19 protein-coding genes are annotated in these 23,968 nt (G+C 41.9%); 12 read left to right on the top strand and 7 right to left on the bottom strand.

Going from position 1 to position 23,968, the window contains the following annotated elements:
* Positions 1-28 precede the first annotated feature (28 nt).
* The 3 genes from H6G96_RS04755 to H6G96_RS04745 all read right to left on the bottom strand — a co-directional run bounded on the left by H6G96_RS04755 (position 29) and on the right by H6G96_RS04745 (position 3,546).
* Positions 29-1,159: a HAMP domain-containing protein gene (locus tag H6G96_RS04755; RefSeq protein ID WP_190910349.1), complete on the bottom strand. Its 1,131-nt coding sequence runs from the start codon at positions 1,157-1,159 to the stop codon at positions 29-31.
* A 131-nt stretch (positions 1,160-1,290) separates the two neighbouring features.
* Positions 1,291-1,965, bottom strand: a complete 675-nt coding sequence (locus H6G96_RS04750) for a response regulator transcription factor (RefSeq protein WP_190910348.1) — start codon at positions 1,963-1,965, stop codon at positions 1,291-1,293.
* 6 nt (positions 1,966-1,971) lie between these two features.
* Positions 1,972-3,546: an ATP-binding protein gene (locus H6G96_RS04745; protein ID WP_242063164.1), complete on the bottom strand. Its 1,575-nt coding sequence runs from the start codon at positions 3,544-3,546 to the stop codon at positions 1,972-1,974.
* Positions 3,547-4,128: 582 nt separating this feature from the next.
* Between H6G96_RS04745 and H6G96_RS04740 the strand changes: the two genes are divergently transcribed.
* The 6 genes from H6G96_RS04740 to H6G96_RS04715 all read left to right on the top strand — a co-directional run bounded on the left by H6G96_RS04740 (position 4,129) and on the right by H6G96_RS04715 (position 12,296).
* Positions 4,129-5,415 carry a glycosyltransferase family protein gene (locus H6G96_RS04740; protein ID WP_190910347.1) on the top strand — a complete coding sequence of 429 codons (1,287 nt, stop codon included), beginning with the start codon at positions 4,129-4,131 and terminating at the stop codon, positions 5,413-5,415.
* Between the two features lie 59 nt (positions 5,416-5,474).
* Positions 5,475-6,740, top strand: a complete 1,266-nt coding sequence (locus H6G96_RS04735; RefSeq protein WP_190910346.1) for a glycosyltransferase family 4 protein — start codon at positions 5,475-5,477, stop codon at positions 6,738-6,740.
* A 3-nt stretch (positions 6,741-6,743) separates the two neighbouring features.
* On the top strand, positions 6,744-7,925 hold the full coding sequence (locus H6G96_RS04730; protein WP_190910345.1) for a glycosyltransferase: 1,182 nt from the start codon (positions 6,744-6,746) through the stop codon (positions 7,923-7,925).
* Positions 7,926-9,761, top strand: coding sequence for an ABC transporter ATP-binding protein (locus H6G96_RS04725; RefSeq protein ID WP_190910344.1), 1,836 nt, complete (start codon positions 7,926-7,928; stop codon positions 9,759-9,761).
* 64 nt (positions 9,762-9,825) lie between these two features.
* Complete coding sequence (locus tag H6G96_RS04720) at positions 9,826-10,830, top strand: phosphotransferase (protein ID WP_190910343.1); 1,005 nt, start codon at positions 9,826-9,828, stop codon at positions 10,828-10,830.
* A 128-nt stretch (positions 10,831-10,958) separates the two neighbouring features.
* On the top strand, positions 10,959-12,296 hold the full coding sequence (locus H6G96_RS04715) for an iron uptake porin (RefSeq protein WP_190910342.1): 1,338 nt from the start codon (positions 10,959-10,961) through the stop codon (positions 12,294-12,296).
* A 118-nt stretch (positions 12,297-12,414) separates the two neighbouring features.
* Here H6G96_RS04715 and H6G96_RS04710 read toward each other — a convergent pair whose 3' ends face one another.
* Positions 12,415-13,692, bottom strand: a complete 1,278-nt coding sequence (locus H6G96_RS04710; protein WP_190910341.1) for a glycosyltransferase family 4 protein — start codon at positions 13,690-13,692, stop codon at positions 12,415-12,417.
* 295 nt (positions 13,693-13,987) lie between these two features.
* On the opposite strand from H6G96_RS04710, the gene H6G96_RS04705 reads away from it, so the two are divergent.
* The 6 genes from H6G96_RS04705 to H6G96_RS04680 all read left to right on the top strand — a co-directional run bounded on the left by H6G96_RS04705 (position 13,988) and on the right by H6G96_RS04680 (position 20,766).
* Complete coding sequence (locus tag H6G96_RS04705; protein ID WP_190910340.1) at positions 13,988-15,166, top strand: DNA cytosine methyltransferase; 1,179 nt, start codon at positions 13,988-13,990, stop codon at positions 15,164-15,166.
* 171 nt (positions 15,167-15,337) lie between these two features.
* Positions 15,338-16,018 (top strand): deoxyribose-phosphate aldolase, encoded by a 681-nt coding sequence (gene deoC, locus H6G96_RS04700; protein WP_190910373.1) that lies wholly within the window; start codon positions 15,338-15,340, stop codon positions 16,016-16,018.
* A gap of 87 nt (positions 16,019-16,105) precedes the next feature.
* On the top strand, positions 16,106-17,110 hold the full coding sequence (gene recO, locus H6G96_RS04695) for a DNA repair protein RecO (protein WP_190910339.1): 1,005 nt from the start codon (positions 16,106-16,108) through the stop codon (positions 17,108-17,110).
* Positions 17,097-18,734, top strand: a complete 1,638-nt coding sequence (locus H6G96_RS04690; RefSeq protein ID WP_190910372.1) for an MFS transporter — start codon at positions 17,097-17,099, stop codon at positions 18,732-18,734. The genes recO and H6G96_RS04690 overlap by 14 nt, the downstream gene beginning before the upstream one ends.
* Positions 18,735-19,088: 354 nt before the next feature.
* Positions 19,089-20,237, top strand: coding sequence for a glycosyltransferase family 4 protein (locus tag H6G96_RS04685; protein WP_190910338.1), 1,149 nt, complete (start codon positions 19,089-19,091; stop codon positions 20,235-20,237).
* 298 nt (positions 20,238-20,535) lie between these two features.
* Entirely contained in the window at positions 20,536-20,766 is a 231-nt protein-coding gene (locus tag H6G96_RS04680; protein WP_347242177.1) for a hypothetical protein, read from the top strand.
* 292 nt (positions 20,767-21,058) lie between these two features.
* On the opposite strand, the gene H6G96_RS04675 is transcribed toward H6G96_RS04680, so the two are convergent.
* The 3 genes from H6G96_RS04675 to gpmI form a co-directional block, all read right to left on the bottom strand.
* Entirely contained in the window at positions 21,059-21,895 is an 837-nt protein-coding gene (locus tag H6G96_RS04675; RefSeq protein WP_190910337.1) for a peptidase, read from the bottom strand.
* Between the two features lie 10 nt (positions 21,896-21,905).
* Positions 21,906-22,139: a preprotein translocase subunit SecG gene (gene secG / locus H6G96_RS04670; protein WP_094328436.1), complete on the bottom strand. Its 234-nt coding sequence runs from the start codon at positions 22,137-22,139 to the stop codon at positions 21,906-21,908.
* 157 nt (positions 22,140-22,296) lie between these two features.
* Complete coding sequence (gpmI, locus tag H6G96_RS04665) at positions 22,297-23,895, bottom strand: 2,3-bisphosphoglycerate-independent phosphoglycerate mutase (RefSeq protein ID WP_190910336.1); 1,599 nt, start codon at positions 23,893-23,895, stop codon at positions 22,297-22,299.
* Positions 23,896-23,968 lie beyond the last annotated feature (73 nt).

The raw sequence follows: 23,968 nt of genomic DNA, 5'->3' as shown, positions 1-23,968 counted from the left end.
AATCAGCAGTTGCGAATGGCTGTTGTTTTCAGGTTTTATTGCCATTGTCCTCAGTTTCTCCAAGTTGAGCTTGAGTAGACCGCAATTCCTCTAATGCCAACTTTAAGCTAATATTTTTCTCATTTAACTCCCGTGTTCGTTCGCGTACTTTCTCTTCTAGTACCTGGCTGTATACTTCTAGCTGTTCGTTAGCATCATTTTGGACTGTGATGAGTTGCTGAACTTCCAAAATTAAACGATTGAGGGAAGTAGCCAAAATCCCAACTTCATCGTTGGTTGTTACGGGTGCTTGTAAGTCAAAATTAGATTCTTCTGTAACCTGTTGGGCAATATGGGTGACTGTTTGAATAGGACGGGCAATAGCTCGACTAGTGAAAATTGCTAATAATGTGGCGATCGCGATCGATAGTGACAGGCTGCCTAAGATAATATTTAGACGTAATTTCTCTGCCCTTCCCAGTTCCCAATTGGCTTGCTGATACTCTTCGGCTATGACTTCAACAAGGTTGGTGATGTCATCAAGAAAATCATCAATCATAAAAATTGATGAGCTATGCATGAAATTGAACAGTTGAGTTTGTGCTGTTCTAATTTCGTTGGGTGATAATTTACTGGGATTGTTATCGTAAAATAGAGCCTCTGTGCGCTGTAAGTAAGTATCAAAGCCTTTGTGGACCTGCAACAAGCGGTGAAGTGCTTCTTGTTCAATTACAGAATCATATAGGTTCGGGTTCTCAATGCTGTAGTTAGTTTTGAACTCAAACCAAACTTGTTTAGCTTGATCAACATAGTTAAGTAACAAAGTATATTGTTCTTGCCATCTTTTTGGTTGATCCATGTATAAAATCAGCTTGTGTTGGTTGGTACGAACACGAAACACGCTGGTTTTCAGTTGATACATCTTATATAACTCTTCAATCGCCGCTTCTTCCCGCTTTTGCGCTTGTCGCTGGTAATGATCTGCAATCAGAAACCCAATGCTAGTTCCGAGTACAGCGATGCTCAAAATCAGTGCATATCCAATGCCAATCTTTTGACCAACCTTCAGATGACTGAACCAATATCTAGAATTGCTTGTGTTTGGACTGGAGTTAGTAGATTGCAAGGGGATATTTGACCGGCCAAAAGCCAGTTCATCAAAGTTGTAATGCTGTTTCATAATCAACCACGACCATGATGAACTTGAATGCGTTCCAGTAGGGGGCAGGGGACAGGAGGAGTAGGGGGAAAAAAGCTTAACTGGACGGTATAGGGACAAGGGGGACAATTTTTTACCCAGGACTCATTACCTCAACACTTAGTTTGCAAGCGATAACCCATACCTCTAACTGTCTCAATTAGTTTGCTACCTAGTTTTTTACGGAGATAACCGACATACACATCGACAATATTAGAACCTGGGTTATAGTCGTAACCCCAAACGTGATCAAGGAGTTGTTCTCGACTGATTACTTGTCCTGGATGGCGGCAAAACATTTCTGCCATAGCAAATTCACGGGCAGGTAGTTCTACTAGACGATCGCCTATTTTCACTTGTCGAGTTCGCAAATTAAGCTCAATATTACCAGCTTTGAGGATAAATTCTTGGGCATCTCTGGCAGGTCTAGTACTTCGCAACCGTAACCTTACCCGCGCCAATAGTTCTTCAAATCGGAAGGGTTTGGTGACATAATCATCTGCACCCCCTTCTAGTCCAGCAACTTTGTCGTGAATGTCACTCCGGGCAGAGAGGATAATCACAGGTATGTCTTCTCCCTGTCCGCGCAGTTCTTCGAGTACTTGAAACCCGTCTTTTCCAGGCAACCCCAGATCCAGAATTAACAAGTCAAAGGTTCCACTTTGGATCACATCCAGCACATACAACCCATCTGTGACAATTGTTGTTGTGAACCCTTGCGATCGCAACCCTTTTTCAATAAATGAGGCAATCCGGGGTTCATCTTCAACAATGAGAATATTGGGCATAGACGCTTATTTATTGGGGGGATCGAGCGGTAAAAGGATAGTAAACATCGAACCTACTCCTAACTGACTACGAAGTAATACTTGGCCAGAGTGAGCTTCTGCTATCGCTCGCACGATAGAAAGCCCCAGCCCAGCCCCCTCTGAACGACGGCGACTGTTGGAAGACCGGGCAAAGCGTTCAAAAATTCGTTTTTGATCAACCAGTGGAATGCCTTCGCCTGTATCGCGTATCCAGAAGCGCACCTTCTCTTTGGCGATCGCTGAACCTATGGAAATAGTATCACTCTCCTTAGTATGCTGAGTAGCATTCTGGGCTAGATTCATCACGGCTTCGGTAATTCTTTGACGGTCAACAACAATCTGACCTTTGGCTACAGAGTCTAGTTGCCAATCTCTCTCTGCCAGTGCTTGGGCTTTAACAAATAATTCTTTGGTTAAATCTGCCACATTTACTGTTGCTACCTGTAAAAAGTCGGCGCGTTCTGCTTTTGCCAGCAAAATCATATCATCAACTAAACGGCTCATCCGGTCTAGTTCTCCAATGACTAATGCCACGGTTTCCTGTTGTTCTTGGGGATCATCTCCTATCAGTTCTAGGTGTCCGCGAACAATAGTGATGGGAGTTCTCAGTTCGTGTCCAGCATCGTTGACGAATTCACGCTGGCTGGCAAAGGCTGCTTCTAGTCTGTCCATCATTTCATTGAATGTCTTTGCCAGTTCCCACAATTCTCCCTTACCTTGCATAGGCAAACGCTGAGTTAAATCTGACTCACTGATGGCATGAGCTGTAGTCAGAATTGTCCGCAGAGGAGCTAGTATTCGCCCCGCAGCTAACCAGGTGAGAATTAACGACACCACAAACACTAAGCTGAAAACTTGAATAATCACAGTGACTGCTTCTAAAGCTTCTGTCCTTTCCCCAGTGCTACTGTGGGCAACGACAAAGACTCCTCGTGTTTGTCCATTAATAGTAATCGGTTCTACCATGTAAAGAATATTAATAGCGTCAGGGGCGAAAAATTCTTGTTCTCCCTGTTCTGGTTGGGTCTGTTTTGCCCACCGTCTCATGAGTAGTGAGTCTCTGGCTAAAAGCTTAGGGCGGGCGCTAGGACTAGATTTGTAGAATTCACCATCTATAAAAGTGATAAAGTAGGACTCATCTTCTAGTCGCCGATACAACAAATAAGCTCTAAAAAGCTTGATTAAGTCTTCTACGGAGGCTGGAGCAGTGATTTGTTCTTCTCCATAGAATAATCTGTTCAATTGCTTTGACTCGTTCAATATCTCTTCTGAGTCATAATCAGTAAGTCTATTCTCCATAACAAACTTTTCGCCCTTAATCAACGCCTTGAAAGCCATCATGTTTGCTTCCATATCCTGACGAACACGCTCGTCAATGCGCTGGTATAGCTGATAGCGAAATGCCGGAATGGCGATGAGAAACATCATTCCTAAAATCAGCAAGTACCAGAGCAAAATCCGGGTGCGTGCTTCTCCCAATAGTTGCTGCCAAACTAAAAGCAACTGAGATATTTTGAAAACAGACATACGATCGCGAAAACGGTTTATTACCCTGCTCATTTTTACTCATCTCATTTGAGGTCGTTTGAATTCATCTCTTGTTTGCCAATAAGTAATGTTACTTAAAATTACTATTTATCCCTTCAAGTTAACTTTGTTACTTGGTCTGTGTAAGGAATCGGGTAAGTAGTTATGCTTTATACCAATTTTTTGTCCTGAATAAAATTTGGCATAACGACTCTTTTTATCAGTCTTTAAATCCTCGATTTAAGTCCTTAAATCTATTGATTATTTCTTGATGAGAGGATTTTCATCAATTTCTCATGTACTTTTCATGAGGAATTGATAACTTATAAAGTGGTCTTTAACTTTTATTAACAAAATAATAACCTAATTTTAATTTTAGGTTTTAAAGACAAGATTTTCAAAGACTAAAATTAGCAGCTTTCATGAAAAATCTACCTAACTTATCTCAATATATAAATAATTGAAAAAGTTTTATTCTATTTAATTCATTTAATAAGGCTATCAGTAATCTATCAGGTTAAGTCAACTCAATAATTAAAATTTAAACTTTTAAAAAAGTGTTAATTCAATTTGCAATTCGTCAGCCACCGGATAAAAACTGTGTCAGGAGTAGATATGAAAAACTTGTTATCTCGCATTCAAGAAATAGAACGAACGTCGGCTAAAATAGGGTCTTCAGAATTTAATAGTTTATCTAGCAATGCTCGTAAATGTCGCATCGCTTTATATTCGCACGACACAATGGGACTGGGACATAAGCGGCGTAATTTGTTGATTGCTCAAACATTAGGATGTTCAGCCCTAGAAATTGATGTTTTGCTGATTAGTGGGATACAAGATGCCAGCAATGTACCAACCCCACCAGGAGTTGATTGTTTGACCCTACCTGCTCTGCACAAAAATATTGATGGGCAATATCAGGCGCGACGATTGGATCTATCATTGCAGGAAATTATTACGCTGCGATCGCAAGTTATTCTTACCACAATCAAAACTTTTAAACCCGATATTCTGATTGTGGATAATGTACCGCGAGGAGCGGTGAGAGAGCTAGAACCAACACTAGATTATTTGCGTACCCAAGGAAAAACGCACTGCATTTTAGGTTTACGGGATGTGTTAGATGATCCTACATCCGTGCATCGAGATTGGAAAAGAATAGCTAATGAAGAGGCGATTCAAACCTACTATGATGCGGTTTGGGTGTATGGTGATCCAGCCATTTATGATGTAGGACAGGAATATCGCTTCAATGCAAAGACTTTAGCAAAATTACGCTACACTGGCTATCTTGACCAGCGTAACCGCCTGAAATTCGTAGATATGGATAGCGTTCAGGCGTTGAAATCATTGAATTTGCCATCTGAACGATTCGTGTTGTGCTTGGTGGGAGGCGGACAAGATGGAGCGCGTTTAGCAGAAACATTTGCTTGTGCTGAACTACCACCAGATATGAACGGCATCATCTTGACAGGCCCGTTCATGCCGCGAGAGCTACAGCAACGGCTTCAGAAGTATGCTGCTAAACGTTCCAATTTGCGGGTGTTGAAATATTTAGCTGAACCGACGCTGTTGTTGAATCAGGCTGAACGCGTCATTGCTATGGGTGGTTACAACACAACTTGCGAATTGCTGTCATTTCAAAAGCGATCGCTCATTGTACCCCGAATCAAGCCCCGTCGAGAGCAATTTATCCGTGCCGAACGCTTACAGGCACTCGGTTTAGTTGATATGCTGCACCCGCATGATTTGAAACCTGAAGCATTGACAGACTGGTTAATGCAGGAAGTTGAGCCGCCACAAGCCCGTAATCGTATTGATCTTGATGGACTTACCCGCATTCCTCAATTAGTAAATGAAATACTAATCTCTGCTCATCATTCATCGCAACAAGCTTCTTGATAAAAGATGAGGGAGCCTAAAAAATAACCTTATTAACTACGAATTACGAATTACGAATTATGTCAATCTATATTGGTTACATTCTTAAACGTTATCCTCGCTATTCTGAAACCTTCGTCGTTAATGAAATTTTGGCTCATGAAGCGGCTGGTTTAGATATTGAAATTTTTGCTTTGAGGCCACCGTGTGACACTCACTTTCAAAATATTATTTCCCAGGTACGTGCTACCGTCAACTACATTCGTAAACCAATTCAAGGTCGAATGAGCGAATCCCTCAATAGTCTTACTCCCACAGCAGCAAGCTATTTTTGGGCAGAATTACAAGAAGCGAGTAAAGTTATTCCAGATTTTTGGTCAAAGTTGGCTTATGCTCAAGGTGAACAAGCTAGCACCGTTTACCAAGCTGCATGGCTAGCACGGGAAGCGCGACTCAAAGGCATCACCCATTTTCACGCTCACTTTGGCACAGTTGCAACCAGTGTAGCTCGGTTAGCATCTCACTTCGCGGGCATTCCCTACACCTTCACCGCTCATGCTAAAGACATCTTTCATGAAAGTGTTGAATTTGAGGATATGCAACGCAAGCTTAAGGATGCTGCCACAGTCGTAACTGTCAGTAACTATAACCTCAATTATTTGCAAAAAACTTATGGCGCAAAGCGAGTTCAACGCATTTACAATGGCTTAAATTTACGACAATTACAATATTCTTCCCCGGTTTATCGTCCTCCATTGATTCTCTCAGTCGGTCGATTAATTGAGAAGAAAGGGCTATCTATTTTAATAGATGCTTGTGCAATTCTGAAGCGAATAAATTGTGATTTCCAATGTCAAATTGTGGGTACTGGATCATTAGAAGCTGTATTGCAACAAAAAATCCAAGATTTAGGGTTGCAATCTACTGTGGAAATTATCGGGCCACGTCCTCAAAATGATGTATTTTACTTGATGCAGCAAGCTGCTGTGTTTGCAGCTCCATATATTATTGGACAAGATGGCAACCGGGATGGTCTGCCGACAGTCTTACTCGAAGCGATGGCATTGGGAACGCCCTGTGTAAGTACAGATGTAACTGGAATTCCTGAATTAGTGCGCGATCGCCAGACTGGATTAATTGTGCCACAACATGATGCCGAACAATTAGCGATCGCACTTCAACAACTCCTTACCAATCCAGCCTTGCGAGTCAAATTATCAAGCCAAGCCAGACACTTAATTGAATCTGAGTTTGACATTCATAGCAATAGCGCAGCATTACGAGCAATATTTCATGCGGCTGAACCGAATGCTGCCATGACTTTAAAAGTAGTTCAGGAGGTTTAGAGCGTGCGAATTGCCTATATCTGTGCCGATCCAGGAATTCCTGTATTTGGGCAAAAAGGATGCTCTATTCATATCCAAGAAGTAATTCGAGCATTGCAAGGGCAAAATATCCAAGTTGAATTGTTTGCTACTCGTATTGGTGGAAAACCACCCGCAGACTTAACTAATGTTTCAGTTCATCAACTTCCAGCCATCCCAAAACTAGAACGCGCTGTGCGAGAGCAAGTTGCCTTATCAATTAATCCCGATTTGCGTTTAGATTTGGAGATGTTTGGCCCATTTGACCTAATTTATGAGCGTTATTCTCTTTGGAGTTATGGCGCAATGGAATTTGCTCAAGCAATGGGAATTCCCGGATTATTAGAGGTAAATTCACCTCTAATTGCAGAACAGGCAAAGCATCGCGGCTTGATTGATTGCCACAGCGCCCAACAGGTCGCTAATCGGGTTTTTCAAGCTGCTACAGCACTTATTGCTGTTTCATCTGAAGTGAAAACTTACTTAATGAATTATGTCAAAAGTAGCAAAGTTCATGTCATCCCAAATGGTGTAAATCCTCATCGCTTCCCTACTTTTAATCGTGAATTTTCAACGGAAAAAGAAACCTTTACAGTGGGATTTGTCGGCACATTGAAACCGTGGCATGGATTGCCAATTCTCACAGCAGCTTTTGCTCAACTGCATCAACAAGTTCCCAATGCCAAACTTTTGATTGTTGGCGATGGCCCCGAACGCGTAAATCTCGAAGCCGAATTATTGGCACGAGGATTACACTCTCATGCTAAATTCACCGGAGCGGTAAATCCTGATGAAATTCCCAAATTATTAGTAGCAATGGATGTTGCTGTTGCACCATATCCGGCTGAATCCGATTTTTACTTCTCACCGTTGAAAGTTTATGAATATATGGCGGCTGGTTTGCCAGTAGTTGTTAGTGGTATTGGGCAATTGCTGGAGCTAATTCACACAGGGGTGAATGGGATTCTTTGCCCACCAGGTGATGCGATCGCCTTAGCAGAGGCATTAGAAAAATTGTGGCGATCGCCTACTTTGCGCCATTCTTTGGGACAAGCGGCGCGGAAAACGGTTATAGAACATCACACTTGGGAGGCGATCGCGCAACAGATTTTGCATATAGCTGGATTAAATACCCCACCTCAATTCCAAGTGGAGGTGAGAGGATAAATGGGACGTTCAAAGCCACAAAAAAAAGCTATTCCTGGTCTATGGGGAATACTACGTTATTTCTGGCCTTACATTCAAAAACAGTATGGACTACTTTTGATTTCTGCGATCGCTCTGGTTGCGGATGTCGGACTACGGGTGCTGGAACCTTGGCCCCTGAAGTTTGTCTTTGATTACGTTCTAATTCGAGGCGATCGACCTACCAATATTCCATTAATTGATCGCCTAGAGCCAGTTACATTACTGACAGTTTCAGCAGTTACAGTCCTTGTCATTACCGGATTACGCGCACTTGCCGCCTATTGGAGTACCGTTGGATTAGCAACAGTAGGTAGCCGAGTCATGACTGAGGTGCGTAATCATCTGTATTGTCATCTTCAAGATTTGTCTTTGTCTTACCACACCAAAGCTCGTAGCGGCGATTTAATTATTCGTGTAAGTAGCGATGCTAGCCGTCTGCAAGAAATTATGATCACGGCAGCATTACCACTGGTAGTAAGCATCCTTACACTGTTTGGCATGATTGGCGTAATGCTTTGGATAAATCGCAGCCTCACCCTACTGGCACTGCTCACTTTACCATTGTTTGCATTAGTAACAAATCGGCTGAGTCAGCGAATTCGAGAGTCCTCATTAAAGCAACGGAAACAAGAAGGGGCTGTGGCGGCGACGGCGGCTGAGTCAATTGCTGCCATTAAATTAGTCAAAGCCCTTTCACTACAAGATGCCTTTGCGCGAGTTTTTTCTCAACAAAATCACCATAGCCTAAAGGAGAGCGTCAAAACCCAACGCCTTGCAGCTCATCTCGAACGAACCGTTGATGCTGTGATTGCACTAGGAACAGCACTTGTTTTATGGTACGGCTCCTGGCTGGCATTGCGAAATGCTCTGACACCGGGTGATGTGCTGGTATTTCTCACCTATCTTAAAAATGCCTTTAAGCCGATTCAGAACTTTGCTAAGTACACCGGAAGACTTGCTAAAGCTGCTGCCTCTGGTGAGCGAATTTTAGATGTATTATCACAGCAACCTGATGTCCGAGATTTGCCGGATGCAATATCGGCTCCAATTTTCCGAGGTGAGGTTTGTTTTGATCATGTTCACTTTGCCTATGAACCAGGACAAGTTCTGCTGGAAGACATAAATTTAACCATTCAACCAGGGCAGCAAGTAGCGATCGTTGGTACATCAGGTGGTGGTAAATCTACTTTAGTAAGTCTATTATTACGACTTTATGACCCAACGATGGGTAAAGTCATGATTGATGGGCGAGATATCCGCGAGTACACATTGGAATCATTACGCCCACAAATTAGTGTAGTTTTACAAGACAGTCTTTTATTTGCCGCTACCATTCGAGAAAACATTGCCTACGGTATTGCAGGCGTGTCAGATGCAGAAATTGAAGCAGCCACTCGTCTAGCTAATGCTGATAGTTTCATCCAAGCTTTACCCCAAGGATACAACACACTTGTAGGAGAACGAGGCGCAACCCTTTCAGGTGGACAACGCCAACGAATTGCGATCGCTCGCGCTGCTATTCGTCAAGCTCCAATTTTGATTTTAGATGAACCCACAACTGGGCTAGATCAAGGTAACGAGAAAGCGATCGTTGATGCTCTACAACGGCTCTCAGAAAACCGCACCACCTTCTTAATTACTCACGATCTGTATCTTGCAACTCGCGCAGATATAATTCTTTACATAGAAAATGGACAGGTGCTAGAACAAGGCACTCATCGGGAATTAATGCAACAGAATGGTCGCTATGCGGCATTGTATCAAATGCAGACTGCAATCCGAACTGAGGAAAAGCCAAATCCTCTGATGACATAACCCAATTATGGCGCTGCATATTGTGCAGAGAGAATAAAAGTTTTTAGATTTACACCCAATAAATATGACTGTTTTCGTCAGCGATCGCTTCAACAGTGTAACTGATCTCAAAATGCCATTTTTATCAGCAGCCATTGATCCATTGGAAGTACAAGAACGGTTCTCTGAGTACTTGCCAACATTTCAAAATGCCCAACTGCAAAAAATTCAAGTTATTCGTCACAAACTAGGGCGGCGTTGTTTGATTGAATATGAATTGCTCAATAATCACGGGCAAACCATTACACTAATTGGCAAAATCCGAGCTAAAGGAACAGACTTTAATAGTTATGAATTACAAAAATCCTTGTGGCAAAAAGGATTTGCAGATGATAGTGCTGATGGAATTTCAGTACCGCAACCTGTAGGAATAATCCCCGAATGGCAGATGTGGTTGCAGCGAAAAGTTCAAGGAGCGATCGCAACTCAATTCTTACCTCAAACCAATACCAGTTTTCTAGCAAAACGAATTGCTGAAGTTGCTCATAAACTTCACCAAATTAACATTACTCCTCGCCGTTCTCATACCGTGTCAGACGAACTGCGAATCTTGAATGAAAGGATTCCATTGGTGATCCAAGAATATCCAGAATGGAAAGAACGCTTAGAACAAATATTAGCAGCGTCTAATTATTTAGGAAAAAATACTTTAGAGCAAAAACACTGTGGTATCCATAGAGATTTTTATCCCGATCAAGTGATTATTAATGGTTCTCGTTTGTATCTTATCGACCTTGATTTATATTGTGAAGGTAATCCGGCCATTGATATCGGTAACTTCATTGCTCATATTAAAGAATACAGCCTTCGCATCCTTGGCAATTCAGAAGCATTAAGCGATTGGGAAACTGCCCTAACTGAAAAATTTATCCAGCTTACAAGCGAGGAATTCAAAACTTCAATTGAATCCTACGTTACCTTAACACTAGTACGACATATTTACATCAGCACACAATTCTTAGAACGTCGTTTTTTTACAGAAACATTATTAAAACTATGTGAACAACGCTTACATATTAGAAATGTATGATGATTTAAACTCTTATTTCTAGAAAAATCTTAAATTTATAAAAATTCTCTCTGTGTTCTCTGTGCCTCTGCGGTTCGGCTTGATATTTAAATTCCTATATTCTAATTGCTAATTTTCAGGAGAGAGCATTGTTAGCTTCAACTCATTGGCGACAATTTCGCTTAATTAGTTTAATTATCTCATGCACTTTGAGTCGGATAACTCCAGCTATTGCAACACCGATTCCCGATCAACCTAATAACTTCAGGGAATCTAATGCTAATAATCATGCATTAAGTAAAATCACATCTGTTTCTGAATTATCTACAGAATCAAAAACCCTTGATAAACAAGTTACTTCATTAGAAACTAACGTTGCTGCATTAGAAACGCAACAGTTTTCCCCCCATGTTGAGCTTGAGGCGGAAGCCATCTTTGCTGTGACTGGATTCGCTGGTGAAAAGAGAGCCAATAGCAGTAAACCAATAAATGAAAATTTAGTCTTGAGCGATCGCATTCGTCTGAGCTTAGTAAGCAGTTTTACTGGCAAAGATAAATTGCAAGTGCGCTTACAAGCAAGAAACACACCAGCATTAGAAGATGTAACTGGAACTCAAATGGCAAATTTGGGATTTGATGGTGATGATAAAAATGAGGTGGAAGTAGATGAGCTAGAGTACAGATTTCCACTAGGTAAAGAAACCCGCATGACTTTGTACGCGTTGGGAGGAGGGTTAGGTGACTTTGTTCCTAGTGTTAATCCTCTTTTTAGCGGTAGTGAAGACGGATCGATTTCTACATTTGGGCGAGAAAATCCCATTCGCCGACAAGGTGGTGGCGCAGGTATAGGTATTTCTCATAATTTGAATAAAGCTTTGAATTTGTCAGTAGCATATATCAGCAGCAATGCAGCTAATTCAGAGAAGGGAATTTTTGCTAGCCCTTACGGAGCGATCGCTCAACTGACGCTCGAACCCACTAAAACAACAGCACTTAGCGTTACCTATCTTCACTCTTATAACAATTTGAATACAGGAACTGGAAGCGAATTAACCAGTGATCCATTTAATGATGAGGCAGATGCGATCGTTGCTAATTCATTTGGTGCAGAAGCTGCTTGGCAACTTAGCCCAGTTATTACTCTCGGTGGTAGAGTTGGTTTTATTCATGCAAAAGCAGAAGATTTACCAGCAGATCCCAATGCGTCCATCTTCACATGGGCAGTGCTACTGGCTCTTACAGATATTGGACAAGAAGGCAGCTTTGCAGGATTTGCCGTGGGTCAACCTCCCAAGGTGACTCACAATAGTTTCGGCGATGACTTCAAAGATAAAGATACGTCCCTACATTTGGAAGCTTTTTACCACTTTCAAGTCACGGATAATCTAGCAATAACTCCGGGATTGTTCGTGATTACAAGTCCAGAACATAATGATAGTAATGGCAGCATTTATGTTGGTACGGTTCGGACAACGTTTAGCTTCTAAGTACAGCCTAGCTATAAACAGGATACAAAAATTATCCTGCAACAGCTAGACCAACTAAAGCAGAATCGCTGGGGTTTTGAATTTAGCACTTTGGGTAATCTAACCCCACTGCTGTAAATTAAACTTCTTGTTTGGTAACTCTTGTGGATTGAATTGATCTACGCCCACGTTTTGCCATCAGTGAGTAACACAAAGACTCATACTGATTTAAAGCTTGCTCGAAAGCATATTGCTCAACGGCATATTGGCGACTTTTATAACCCAGAGTTTTGACCTTTGCGGGGTTTTGGTACAACTCTAAAATTGCCATTGCTAAAGCTTGGGGATCTTCTGGAGGAACGATAACTCCACCGCCGCTTTGCCTGACGGCTCTTGCTGCTGTACCATTGTCAGGCACAGAGGCAACTAAGGCTGCTCCACTAGCAAGTAGCACTTGAATTTTTGACGGCATATTGAAGGATACAACATTTTTCTTTTGCACCACCAAGCCAACATCAGCAGCTGCCAACATTTGTGGCAAAGATTTGCGGGGTTGAAATGGCAGTAGCAAAACATTATCTGCCCCACAGTCTAAACATTCTTGTTGCAATCGCTGTAAACCTTTTGCCTCTCCAACGATGACAAAAACAATATCTGGGATATGGCGCAACACAGAAGCAGCTTTGACAACGCTTTCTAAACCTTGGGTTAGGGCAATGTTGCCAGAATAAAGTACTACAAATTTGCCATTCAGGTTATGTACTGCGCGGAAAGGATTATTTTCTTTAGGCAAAGGACGAATAAAATTTACATCAACCCAGTTGGGAATTTGCACAATTTTGTCAGCTTCTACGCCCTTAGCTCGTAAATTATCCACAAACCCATCGGCGATGACGCTAATTTTACTAGCAGTGTGGTACGCAAACTTTTCCAACACTGTAAATAACTTTATAAGTAATTTATTTTTCAGTAGACCGACGTGGATGGCTGCTTCTGGTAATATATCTTGTAGATTTAAGATCACAGGACAGGCACGTAACCATCCTAAAAGAGCAACTGGTACACAGCTTGGCAAGGATGGTGATGTTGAAAGAATCACATCTGGGCGCCAACCGATGAGGGCGGGCACAAAGCTAGTGACAACGAAACTAGCATCTAGTAATATCCGATCTAATAGGTTGGGTTGAGGACGAATCCAAACGTAACTGCGTTGGATTTGAACGCCATTTTTATATTCGTTGAGATACCACTTGCCCCGATACTCCCGGTAAATTTGACGCTCAGGGTAATTGGGCATAGCAGTGACTACACGCACTTCATGCCCACGCTTCACTAGTCCCTCTGCTAATTCAGTCATCAGTGGGGCAATACCAATTGGCTCTGGATAGTAGTTGTAGGAGTAAATTAAAATTCGCATAAAAATTAGTCCGAAATAGTCCGGCTTTTTATTTAATGACAAATATTTGTCTTAAATATGATTCAGAGTTTAGAAACTCCTATATTTAATTGTGACTTCAGACTGTTTTTATGTCAGGTATTTTATTTAAAGATTAAATAAACTTTGATACTAAATACTTAGAGAAACTGTGAATTTTTTTTTACTTTTATAGCAATCTTAAAATTGCTATTTTTTGACTGGTACGTAAGTATAATCCCTATATATTCTGATATTAATTAAGACTGTAAGGCTGTTTCTCAATACTAATTATTAAATGAGCGATCGCCCTTGTATTTTCTCCTTTTTTGCTGGTTCCGGATTCCTGGATTTAGGTTTTGAAACCAGTGGTTTTAACATTGTTTACGTCAATGAAATTTTTTCACCATTCATAGCTGCATACCGCTATTCACGGCAGTTTCTTAATCTACCGTTGCCAAAATACGGGTATCATGAAGGAGAAGCAGGAGATATCACCAAACTTCTCGAAAGTTTGCAAACACAACACCTACGGGAGTTAGTAGAAGACTGTCGTAAATCTAATAATATTGTCGGTTTTATTGGGGGGCCTCCTTGTCCTGATTTTTCTATTGGCGGTAAAAATAGAGGACGTTTAGGAGATAATGGCAAGCTTTCTGCTTCTTACATTGAATTAATTTGCCGCAACCTTCCAGATTTCTTTTTATTTGAGAACGTTAAGGGATTATGGAAAACAACAAAGCACCGTTTATTTTTTGAATCGCTCAAGCAACAATTACTGGAAGCAGGCTACATATTAACAGAGCGATTAATTAATGCTATCGAATATGGCGTACCCCAAGATAGAGAAAGAATTATTCTCATTGGTTTCCGAAATAGTTTTATCAAGGATAGAGGAATAAAAATCAGTAGTGAAAAGTTACTACCTGAAGAGATTTTTCCTTGGAACAATCAGATTTTATATCCTCAAGCAAAGGTTTTTGCTTATCCTTGGCGTAAGTGCGAACCATTCCAAGAAAACTCTATCATCCCTTGCCCTGACGGTATACCTCAAGAATTAACAGTTGAATACTGGTTTAGAAAAAATAATGTGCTAAAGCATCCCAATGCAGAAAACTGCTTTCAACCAAGGGCAGGTATTACAAGATTTGCTGCTATTGATGAAGGAGATGATTCTAAAAAATCTTTCAAGCGTCTTCACAGATGGCGTTATTCTCCGACAGCTTGTTATGGAAATAATGAAGTTCATTTGCATCCCTATAAAATCCGGCGAATATCTGTGGCGGAAGCTTTAGCAATACAATCTTTACCTGCAAATTTTGTACTTCCAGAGAATATGTCTCTCACGAATATGTTTAAGACTATTGGTAATGGCGTACCATATTTGGCATCGAAGGCGTTAGCTAAAACTATTTTTCACTTTTTAGGAACTGGCATGACAAATACTGTTGATATTTCTAAGCTTACTACTGCCTAATGTCAACTTAAACACTCACAGTAACTCCGCGACATCTACATAACCCAACATCCAAGAGAAGTCAGTAACTTCTTTGCAGAATAAACTCGTAATAAATATGGTTTAATATATATATAAGAAATGTTTTAATTTTTTATAAAGTTTAATAATCAATTAGTGGCAGAAGACACGATGGCAGCAGACTATCCGAATATTGATATTGCGCCATTTATCGATCACGCCCTGTTAACGCCAACAGCTACTCCAGAGCAGGTTAAGCAGTGGTGTGAAGAAGCATACAGATTCAATTTTGCGGCGGTTTGCTTGTACCCCGCCTATGTTAAACAAGCAGTGGAACTCTTGCACGGCAAGAATCCAAAAGTCTGTACAGTAATTGGTTTTCCCTCTGGTGCGACGACTTCAGCAGTGAAACTGTATGAAGCTCAAGAAGCGGCGGAGAATGGAGCCACTGAGTTGGATGTGGTTATGAACTTGGGCTGGTTGAAAGCTGGTAAAACTGAAGAAGTTCACCGGGAAATTGCCGAAATTTGTGAAGAGACTGGGCAAACTGTCAAGGTAATTTTGGAAACCAACCTATTGACAGATGCCGAAAAAAAAATAGCTGCTGAAATAGCTATGGAGGCGGGAGCAGCATTCTTAAAAACTAGTACAGGCTGGAATGGTGGTGCAACAGTGGCAGATGTACGACTTTTGCAGGAATTGGCAAAAGAAAAAGTAGGAATTAAGGCTTCAGGTGGTATCCACACTATCAATCAAGCTCTAGACTTAATCGTAGCGGGTGCTACTAGATTAGGCACATCTCGCGGTATCGATTTGATCCGCCAGCGCGATAACCTGGGAAAGGGTGAATAGTCATTTGTCATTTGTCCTTTGTCCTTTGCAATTGAAGAATGACCAATGACTAATGACTAATGACTAATGACTAATGACCAATGACTAATGAGTAGAACCTACAAAGCAACCGGAATTAATCTTAAAACCCAGGTGCTAGGAGAATCGGATAAAATAGTGACGATTTTGACACCAGAATTCGGTCTGATTCGAGCAGTGGCCCCAGGGGCACGCAAGCACAACTCCAGCCTGGGTGGCAGGAGTGGTATGTTCGTTGTGAATGAACTATTGATTGCGAAAGGGCGATCGCTTGATAAAATTACTCAAGCACAGACGTTAAAAACTTATCCTGGCCTAGCTAAAGATTTGGGAAAATTGGCTGCCAGCCAGTATTTAGCAGAAATAGTCTTGTGTCAAGCTTTGAGCGAACAACCCCAAGAAGAACTTTATGAGTTGTTCAATGAACATCTCCATCGGTTGGAGGCGTTGTCTAGTGCAAATGCATCTGGTGTTTTGGCTCATCTGGCTCATGGAGTGTTTCACCTTTTAGCCTTAGCAGGAGTAACGCCGCAAGTGCAAGTATGTTGCCTATCTGGGCGCCCCCTCAACCCAGATTTTACAGACCCCAACTGGCAGGTAGGATTTAGCATCCCTGCGGGTGGGACAGTTTGCTTAGAAACTAGGGAACGTTTACGAAGAGAGGAAGAGAGAGGAAGAGGGGGAGAGGGGGAGATTAATAACCAAATAGTTCTCTACGAGAGGCTGCGCCAACGGCAAAGCTCAGTACAAGTGCCCCATACTTCTTTACAAGATGCTGCGCCACCAGCAAAGCTTAGTACAAGTGCCCCATTCCCTATACCCCATGCTCAAACCGTTGTTGTGCATCGGCAAGAAATACCTGTAATTTCTAGTCGTCCGGGTGCTATGGAACTGGCTTTGCTTCAACATCTGTCACAACCAGAGATAATGCAAATTGATGGTGCTAGAGATCATCACTGGTTATCTGTTGAGCAGATTTTGCGCCAGTATGCTCAGTATCAATTAGGTCGCCCTATTCGCTCTGCTACCTTGATAGACTCTTATTTTGCTGCCAACCATGATGCAACCGTCTGATTTGGATAAAAAAATCCTGCCTTTGTCACCAAGCCTCGCCAAAAAACAGAATAGGGCATTAGATCCTATAGCTAGGAATCACTTAAGTGCTGTTTCTAAGTCTACACCTAGTCAAATCAATGGCCAAGAAATGTCTCCAAAAGATGTTTCTAAAAACGATCAAAGTTGGACAGCCCAGATACCAAAAACGGATGTTCCAAGTCAATCAGAAACAAAATCTGAGAACATATTAACCACTCCTGATGTAGGTAGCAACGGGCAGATGCCAGTTGCTAATATCTCAGAAAAAGAACCACCAAAATTAGATGGATCTGGTTCAGGTGGAGAAGCTGTTTCAGGAAATGTCAAACAGCAGGGGTTTTTGCCTGTATTAAAAAATCCTAATTTCTTGGCTCTTTGGGGCGGTCAAGTTTTCTCTCAACTAGCAGATAAAGTTTATTTGGTGTTGATGATTGCTTTGATTAATACTCAGTTTCAGGCTAGTAATCAGAGCATTAGTGGTTGGGTATCAGCCTTGATGATGGCTTTTACTATTCCAGCGGTATTGTTTGGTTCCGTTGCTGGTGTGTTTGTTGATCGCTGGCCGAAAAAGGCTGTGCTGGTGGCAACAAATATTTGGCGCGGCATCCTAGTTTTGTCAATTCCTTTTCTGATGTGGTTGACTCATGGCTGGAAACCTATAGGAGTGTTGCCAGTGGGTTTTTTGATCATTCTGGGTGTGACCTTTTTGGTTTCCACACTGACGCAGTTTTTTGCACCAGCAGAACAGGCGGCAATTCCCTTAATGGTAGAAGAACAGGATTTACTCTCGGCAAATTCGCTTTATACGACAACGATGATGGCATCGGTGATTGTTGGGTTTGCTGTCGGGGAACCGTTATTAGCGATCGCCGATGGTCTTTGGTTGCAAATTGGTGGTAGTGGTAGTTTGGGCAAAGAATTTTTAGTAGGTGGTAGTTATGCGATCGCTGGACTAATTTTATTCCTCTTGGCAACTAAGGAAAAACAGCACCACCCCGATACAGAATTCCCTCACGTATTCTCTGACTTGCGAGATGGTTTTGCCTACCTCAGAGCAAATCATCGCGTCCGCAATGCTTTGCTTCAGTTGATTATCTTGTTCTCTGTCTTTGCAGCATTAACTGTTCTAGCCGTTCGCATGGCGGAAATCATTCCCAACATGAAAGCCTCCCAGTTCGGCTTTTTACTAGCAGCCGGTGGTGTTGGCATCGCTGCTGGAGCAACAATTCTTGGTCAATTTGGTCAACGCTTCTCCTATACCCAGCTAAGTCTGTACGGTTGTATAGGCATGGCAACATCCTTAATTGGTTTATCAGTATTTACAACCCAACTATGGCTAGTCTTGCTACTAGTGACGCTATTAGGTATCTTTGGGGCGTTAGTGGGAATTCCTATGCAAACAGCGATCCAAACAGAAACACCTCCAGAAATGCGCGGTAAAGTCTTTGGTTTACAAAATAATGTAATTAATATTGCTCTCTCTTTACCTTTGGCATTAGCAGGTGTAGCTGAAACCTTTGTGGGATTACAGGCAGTTTTTTTGGGATTAGCTGTGATCGTCTTTTCAGGAGGTATATTAACCTGGTATAACTCACATAAGTAGTTATCAGCTAACAAGAGTTATTATTCATTACCTTGAAGTAATTAGTAATTTCTTTAAAGGTTTTGTGTTCATGCTAAACTGTGTCCAGTGAAAATTTATCACATACTTGCGGGATATCAATCTGACATTAGTCAGAATAAGTTGTTTAAATATTAGAAATTAACAACTTATAAGTAGAATAAATAAAGCCATAAATCCACTGGTTTAATCAGCTTAAAATAGGCTTTTTGAACTAGATTATCCTGGAAATCTGTAATAACTAAAAAAACCAGCAAGTATAGTTAGATAAAATAAAAATCACGAAGGACACACAAGTAATATATCAAACCCGCTTTTCTTACAGCTAAATAAAGAATGCGTATAGCCTGGATTGGAAAAAAATCACCCTTTTGCGGCAATGTCACCTACAGTCGAGAAATTACAAATGCTTTGCTAGATAGGGAACATCAAGTTAGTTTTCTTCACTTCGCCCAGGAAGAGTCTGAACCTGACAATTGGCCAAATCTTCGCGAGGTTTCTCTCCCTTTCATTTACAAGTCCCAGGTTTATACAATTCCCACTTTTAAAGCGACCAAACTTTTAACGGAGTCGCTGCGGAAAATCAAGCCAGATATAGTCCATGCTTCCTTGACGCTATCTCCTCTAGACTTTTTTCTACCGGAAATCTGTGAGGAACTCAGGTTGCCCCTAGTTGCCACTTTTCACACACCGTTTGCTGGCAAGGGAGCAAAGCTGATATCGGGAACACAACTTTTGGCTTATCAGCTCTACGCGCCTTTTTTAGTTAACTATGATCGCGTGATTGTATTTTCCCAAATTCAGCGAGAATTATTGGCAGGGATGGGTGTCAGGAAAGAAAATATAGCTGTAATTCCCAATGGTGTTGATACGGCTAAGTATTCTCCAGGGTTTTCTCAAATCAAAACAGAATTTAAAGCCGAACGCTTGTTTGTCTATCAGGGTCGAATAGCACCAGAGAAAAATGTCGAAGCCCTCCTCCGGGCTTGGAAGCAGTCTGCAATGGGGCCTGACACTAAGTTGCTAATTGTTGGTGATGGTCCTTTAAAGTCTTCCTTAGAGCAATTTTATGGTTCAGAATACGGCATTATCTGGTTGGGATTTGTCGCTGATGAAGACCGACGCATTGAGATTTTGCGGGGCGCAGATGTATTTATTTTGCCTTCATTAGTAGAGGGTTTGTCCCTATCTCTGTTAGAAGGAATGTCATGTGGGTTGGCCTGTTTAGCAACAGATGTAGGTGCAGATGGAGAAGTATTGGAAAAGGGCGCAGGTATAGTTATTAATACTAAAACAGCGCGATCGCAATTAAGAACCCTCTTGCCAGTGTTGCAAGACCATCCAGAGTTAACAACCTTACTGGGGCAAAAAGCTAGACAGCGTGTATTAGACCGCTATACCCTTAGTAAAAATATTACTCTACTTGAAGAACTTTATAAAGAAATTTTAGCACAACGACCTCTACCGTTAAGTCGTAGAGCGTAGGGAAAGGGAAAAGTCCGATGCCCCTACGGTGGCCACTGAGCTTTGTCTTACCCCTAAGGAGAAGCAAGCTAGCAAGAGCGTCTGTCTGCGATATACTGTTCGCGTTCGTAGAGAAGCGCGGGTTGTGCCTACGCATTTTTATGCTCATCACTTTTGCCTAGATGCACGAAGTCAGCACTAGCCAAAACTGATTAAAAATGAAGAAGAGAATGAAAAACCTTTAGCTATTGTAGAAGAATTGATGCACCTTTATAACCGTAGCCCTGAAGAAGATGAACTTTATTAATTGCTAATTATTTTGATTGAAAAGTTTGAACAGGAATACTATTTGCCTGGAAACGCATCTCAGCCTCATTCTATATTACTTTTTTTGATGGAGCAAAGGAATCTTAAACAGTCTGATTTGGTGGGTGTTATTGGCTCTAAAGGGGTTGTTTCGGAAGTGGTTAATGACAAGCGAGAAATCAGCAAAGCTCAGGCTAAGGCTTTGGGAGAATTTTTTCGGGTTAACTATGGTTTGTTTATTTAGGGAACTCCAAAAAATAAATTATCCCAATTTCTGGATTCAATACGACTGTTCCTCCCCCTGCTCCCTGCTCCCCTGCCCTAAACGCAGTGGGATATTTTTAGTTGGAAGTCTTTTAGGGATTTCCAAGAAATAAATTATCCAAATAAACGAACCACAGAGACACAGAGAACACAGAGAGAGGAAGAATAGAGAAAGTTTTTGCATCAGTTTTGGAACATTTTTTTATTTGGAAGTCCCTTAACGGTAAATCGAAAAAAAGTAAACGGATTTTTCACACTATAAAAAGCGCTGCCTAATTACCTTGAATATCTAAAGAAAATACATTTAACTTTGAATTATCCACTAAAGACCACCCCAAACTGGTTGGCTGTTCATAAACCCGCTTTAGAGTATTTATATCTCTAGGAGAAATAGGCAACGGGTTACGAACTTGGGAAAAGTATAAGGCATCAGTTTGTCGCGGACTATGACCCCAAATTCCCAGTGCATGACCGAATTCGTGGCGGCTAGCTGCAATGAGATACTCACCTGTTTGACTGGGACTTAGTAAGATGGTGAAGCGGTGTGATAAAACGTTGTTGCTGGTGTATAACTCGTAAGTAGTTTGTGCCGATCGCGCCCGGGGTATGTTAGTACCAGGAGAAATTTGTAGAGGTGGCGCTTTCCGTACAATCTTAATATCAGCAACTTCTGGCTGTTCGACTACTGTTAAAGGCAAATAAGTACTCCATTCTTGCACACCCTGCAAGACACCCTTAACCCATGCTTGAGCTTGTTTTTCGCTGACGGCTTTTGGTGGTTTTACGTAAACTCGAACAGGAAATTGTGACCAGACTAAATAACCAACTTGGGTTGTTGTAACTTGTGAAAAGTAGTCACCGCTGTTAGTGTTATCTTGCCACTGCGCCAGTGTGGGCGGTAAAGGATGAGGTTTTGGGGAAGTGACGAGAGAAATTATTAAATCTAAATGTACATATTCTGGTACTATTGCAAACCCATTACTCAACTGGATATTAGTAAAAATCATTAACAGCCCTGTGCCAATAAACAAGGCAAGAGCTGTAATTAACCGTCGTGAAATCGAATTTATTAGAGTGTTAAGTATCGGGTGTTGGGTTCTTTTCCCCATTTACCTATCCTTATTTAGGCAGCCAACCAGCACTTAAAACCACTGTTAAACCGAGAAAAATTACTGTCAATGCCCAAGTAATTCGGTTTAAGGTGTTTTCTGCACTTTTGGTACTGCTAAATAATTGCGCTTGTCCACCAATGGCTCCAATGCCATCACCTTTGGGACTATGCAGTAAAACCAAGATAATCAAACCAGTGGCGGAGAAAGCCCAAATGCCTTGCACGATATTAGTAACTGTCATGGTAGAAATCTCATTTATAAAAAATTTCAAAAAAGATGAGTTAGGGTTGGAAGTTAGGAGTTAGGAATTGGGAGTTAGGAGTTAGGAAAGTTTTAATTCATCACTTTTCACTATCAACTCTTAATTATTAACTCCTCAATATTAACTCCTAATTCTTTTACAGCCCTACTTGCACGGGGGTGCGAGTACGTTGCAGCTCATATTCTGCTGTTTTCAGAAGCGATCGCCCGGTCATTTCTGGTGGCTGAGGTAGCTGTAAAATCTCTAGAATTGTGGGGGCGATGTCGGATAGCTTGCCATCGCTTCGCAGTTCGACATTTGTACCATATCCAGGTATTTTGACTTTCTCGCCTTCTACCAAAATTAAGGGGACTGGGTTAGTAGTATGAGCTGTCCAGGGATTACCCCCTTCATCTAGCATATACTCAGCGTTGCCGTGGTCAGCAGTAATAATTGTTGTACCACCGGCTTTGATAACGCTTTCTAACAAGCGTCCCAAACAGCGATCAACTGTTTCGATTGCTGTAATGGTAGCTTCAATTTGACCAGTATGCCCTACCATGTCTGGGTTGGCATAGTTAATCACAACTAGGGAATATATACCCTTTTGAATCGCTGCGATCGCTACATCTGTCACTGCTGCTGCTGACATTGCTGGGGCGTGATCGTAAGTCGCTACCATCGGGCTGCTTACTAGTTCCCGATCTTCTCCAGCAAAAGGTTCCTCCAGACCCCCATTAAAGAAATAGGTGACATGGGCGTATTTTTCTGTTTCAGCGGTGCGGAACTGATTCAGACTATGATTGGCTATTACTTCTCCCAGAATATTACTGAGATTCTGCGGCTCAAAGGCTACAGCCACTGGTAAGTCTGAATCATACTGCGTAAAGGTGACAAAAGATAGAGGTGTGATTTGCTGTCTTTCAAAACCGTTAAACGTGGGACTGACCAAAGCTTGAGTCAGTTGTCTGGCGCGATCGGGGCGGAAGTTGAAAAATATTACCCCATCCCCTGGTTCTATTGCCCCTGGGGCAATTCGGATTGGGTTGACAAATTCATCTTTTACCCCTTCAGCATAAGATGCTTGCAAGATTTCCACGGCGTTGCGATTATCACCTGAACCATCTTGAGTCATCACGTCATAGGCGCGTTTGACCCGATCCCAGCGGTGATCGCGATCCATCGCGTAGTAGCGACCGCTGAGGGTGACTATGCGCCCAATGCCTATACGGTCTATATAATCTTGCAGCATTGTGATTGCTCTTACACCGTCAGTCGGAGCGGTGTCACGACCATCGGTGATGGCGTGAATAAAAACTTCTGGAATTCGCTGGTCTTTGGCTAAGTCAAGTAGTCCGAATAGATGGGTAATATGCGAATGTACCCCTCCCTCAGAACAAAGCCCTACTAGATGCAGCTTGCTATTCCGAGAACGAACTTCCTGGCAAATTTTGACAAGTGCTGGGTTTAAGGCAATAGAACCGTCTTCGACCGCATCAGAGATGCGTACCAGTTCTTGCGGTACAACTCGCCCAGCACCAATGTTCAAATGACCTACTTCCGAGTTGCCCATTTGACCTTCTGGCAACCCTACGGCTTTTCCTGATGTGCGGATGAGGGTATGCGGGTAAGCTGTCCATAAACTGTCCACAATGGGAGTTTTAGCAGCATTAATAGCGTTTCCTCGCTTCTCCTCGCAGTAGCCCCATCCGTCTAAAATGACTAGCACCACAGGAGCAACAGGTGCTTTGGTCATAGTAAAATTGCCCTTTACTTTTTGTAATATCCGAATGATACCACTGCTAATCCACGCCGCAAGTGAATTTTTG

Origin of the sequence: Nostoc sp. FACHB-892 (assembly GCF_014698795.1) — a bacterium.
Taxonomy (GTDB): domain Bacteria; phylum Cyanobacteriota; class Cyanobacteriia; order Cyanobacteriales; family Nostocaceae; genus Nostoc.
This window is presented reverse-complemented; position numbering and strand designations above follow the sequence as displayed.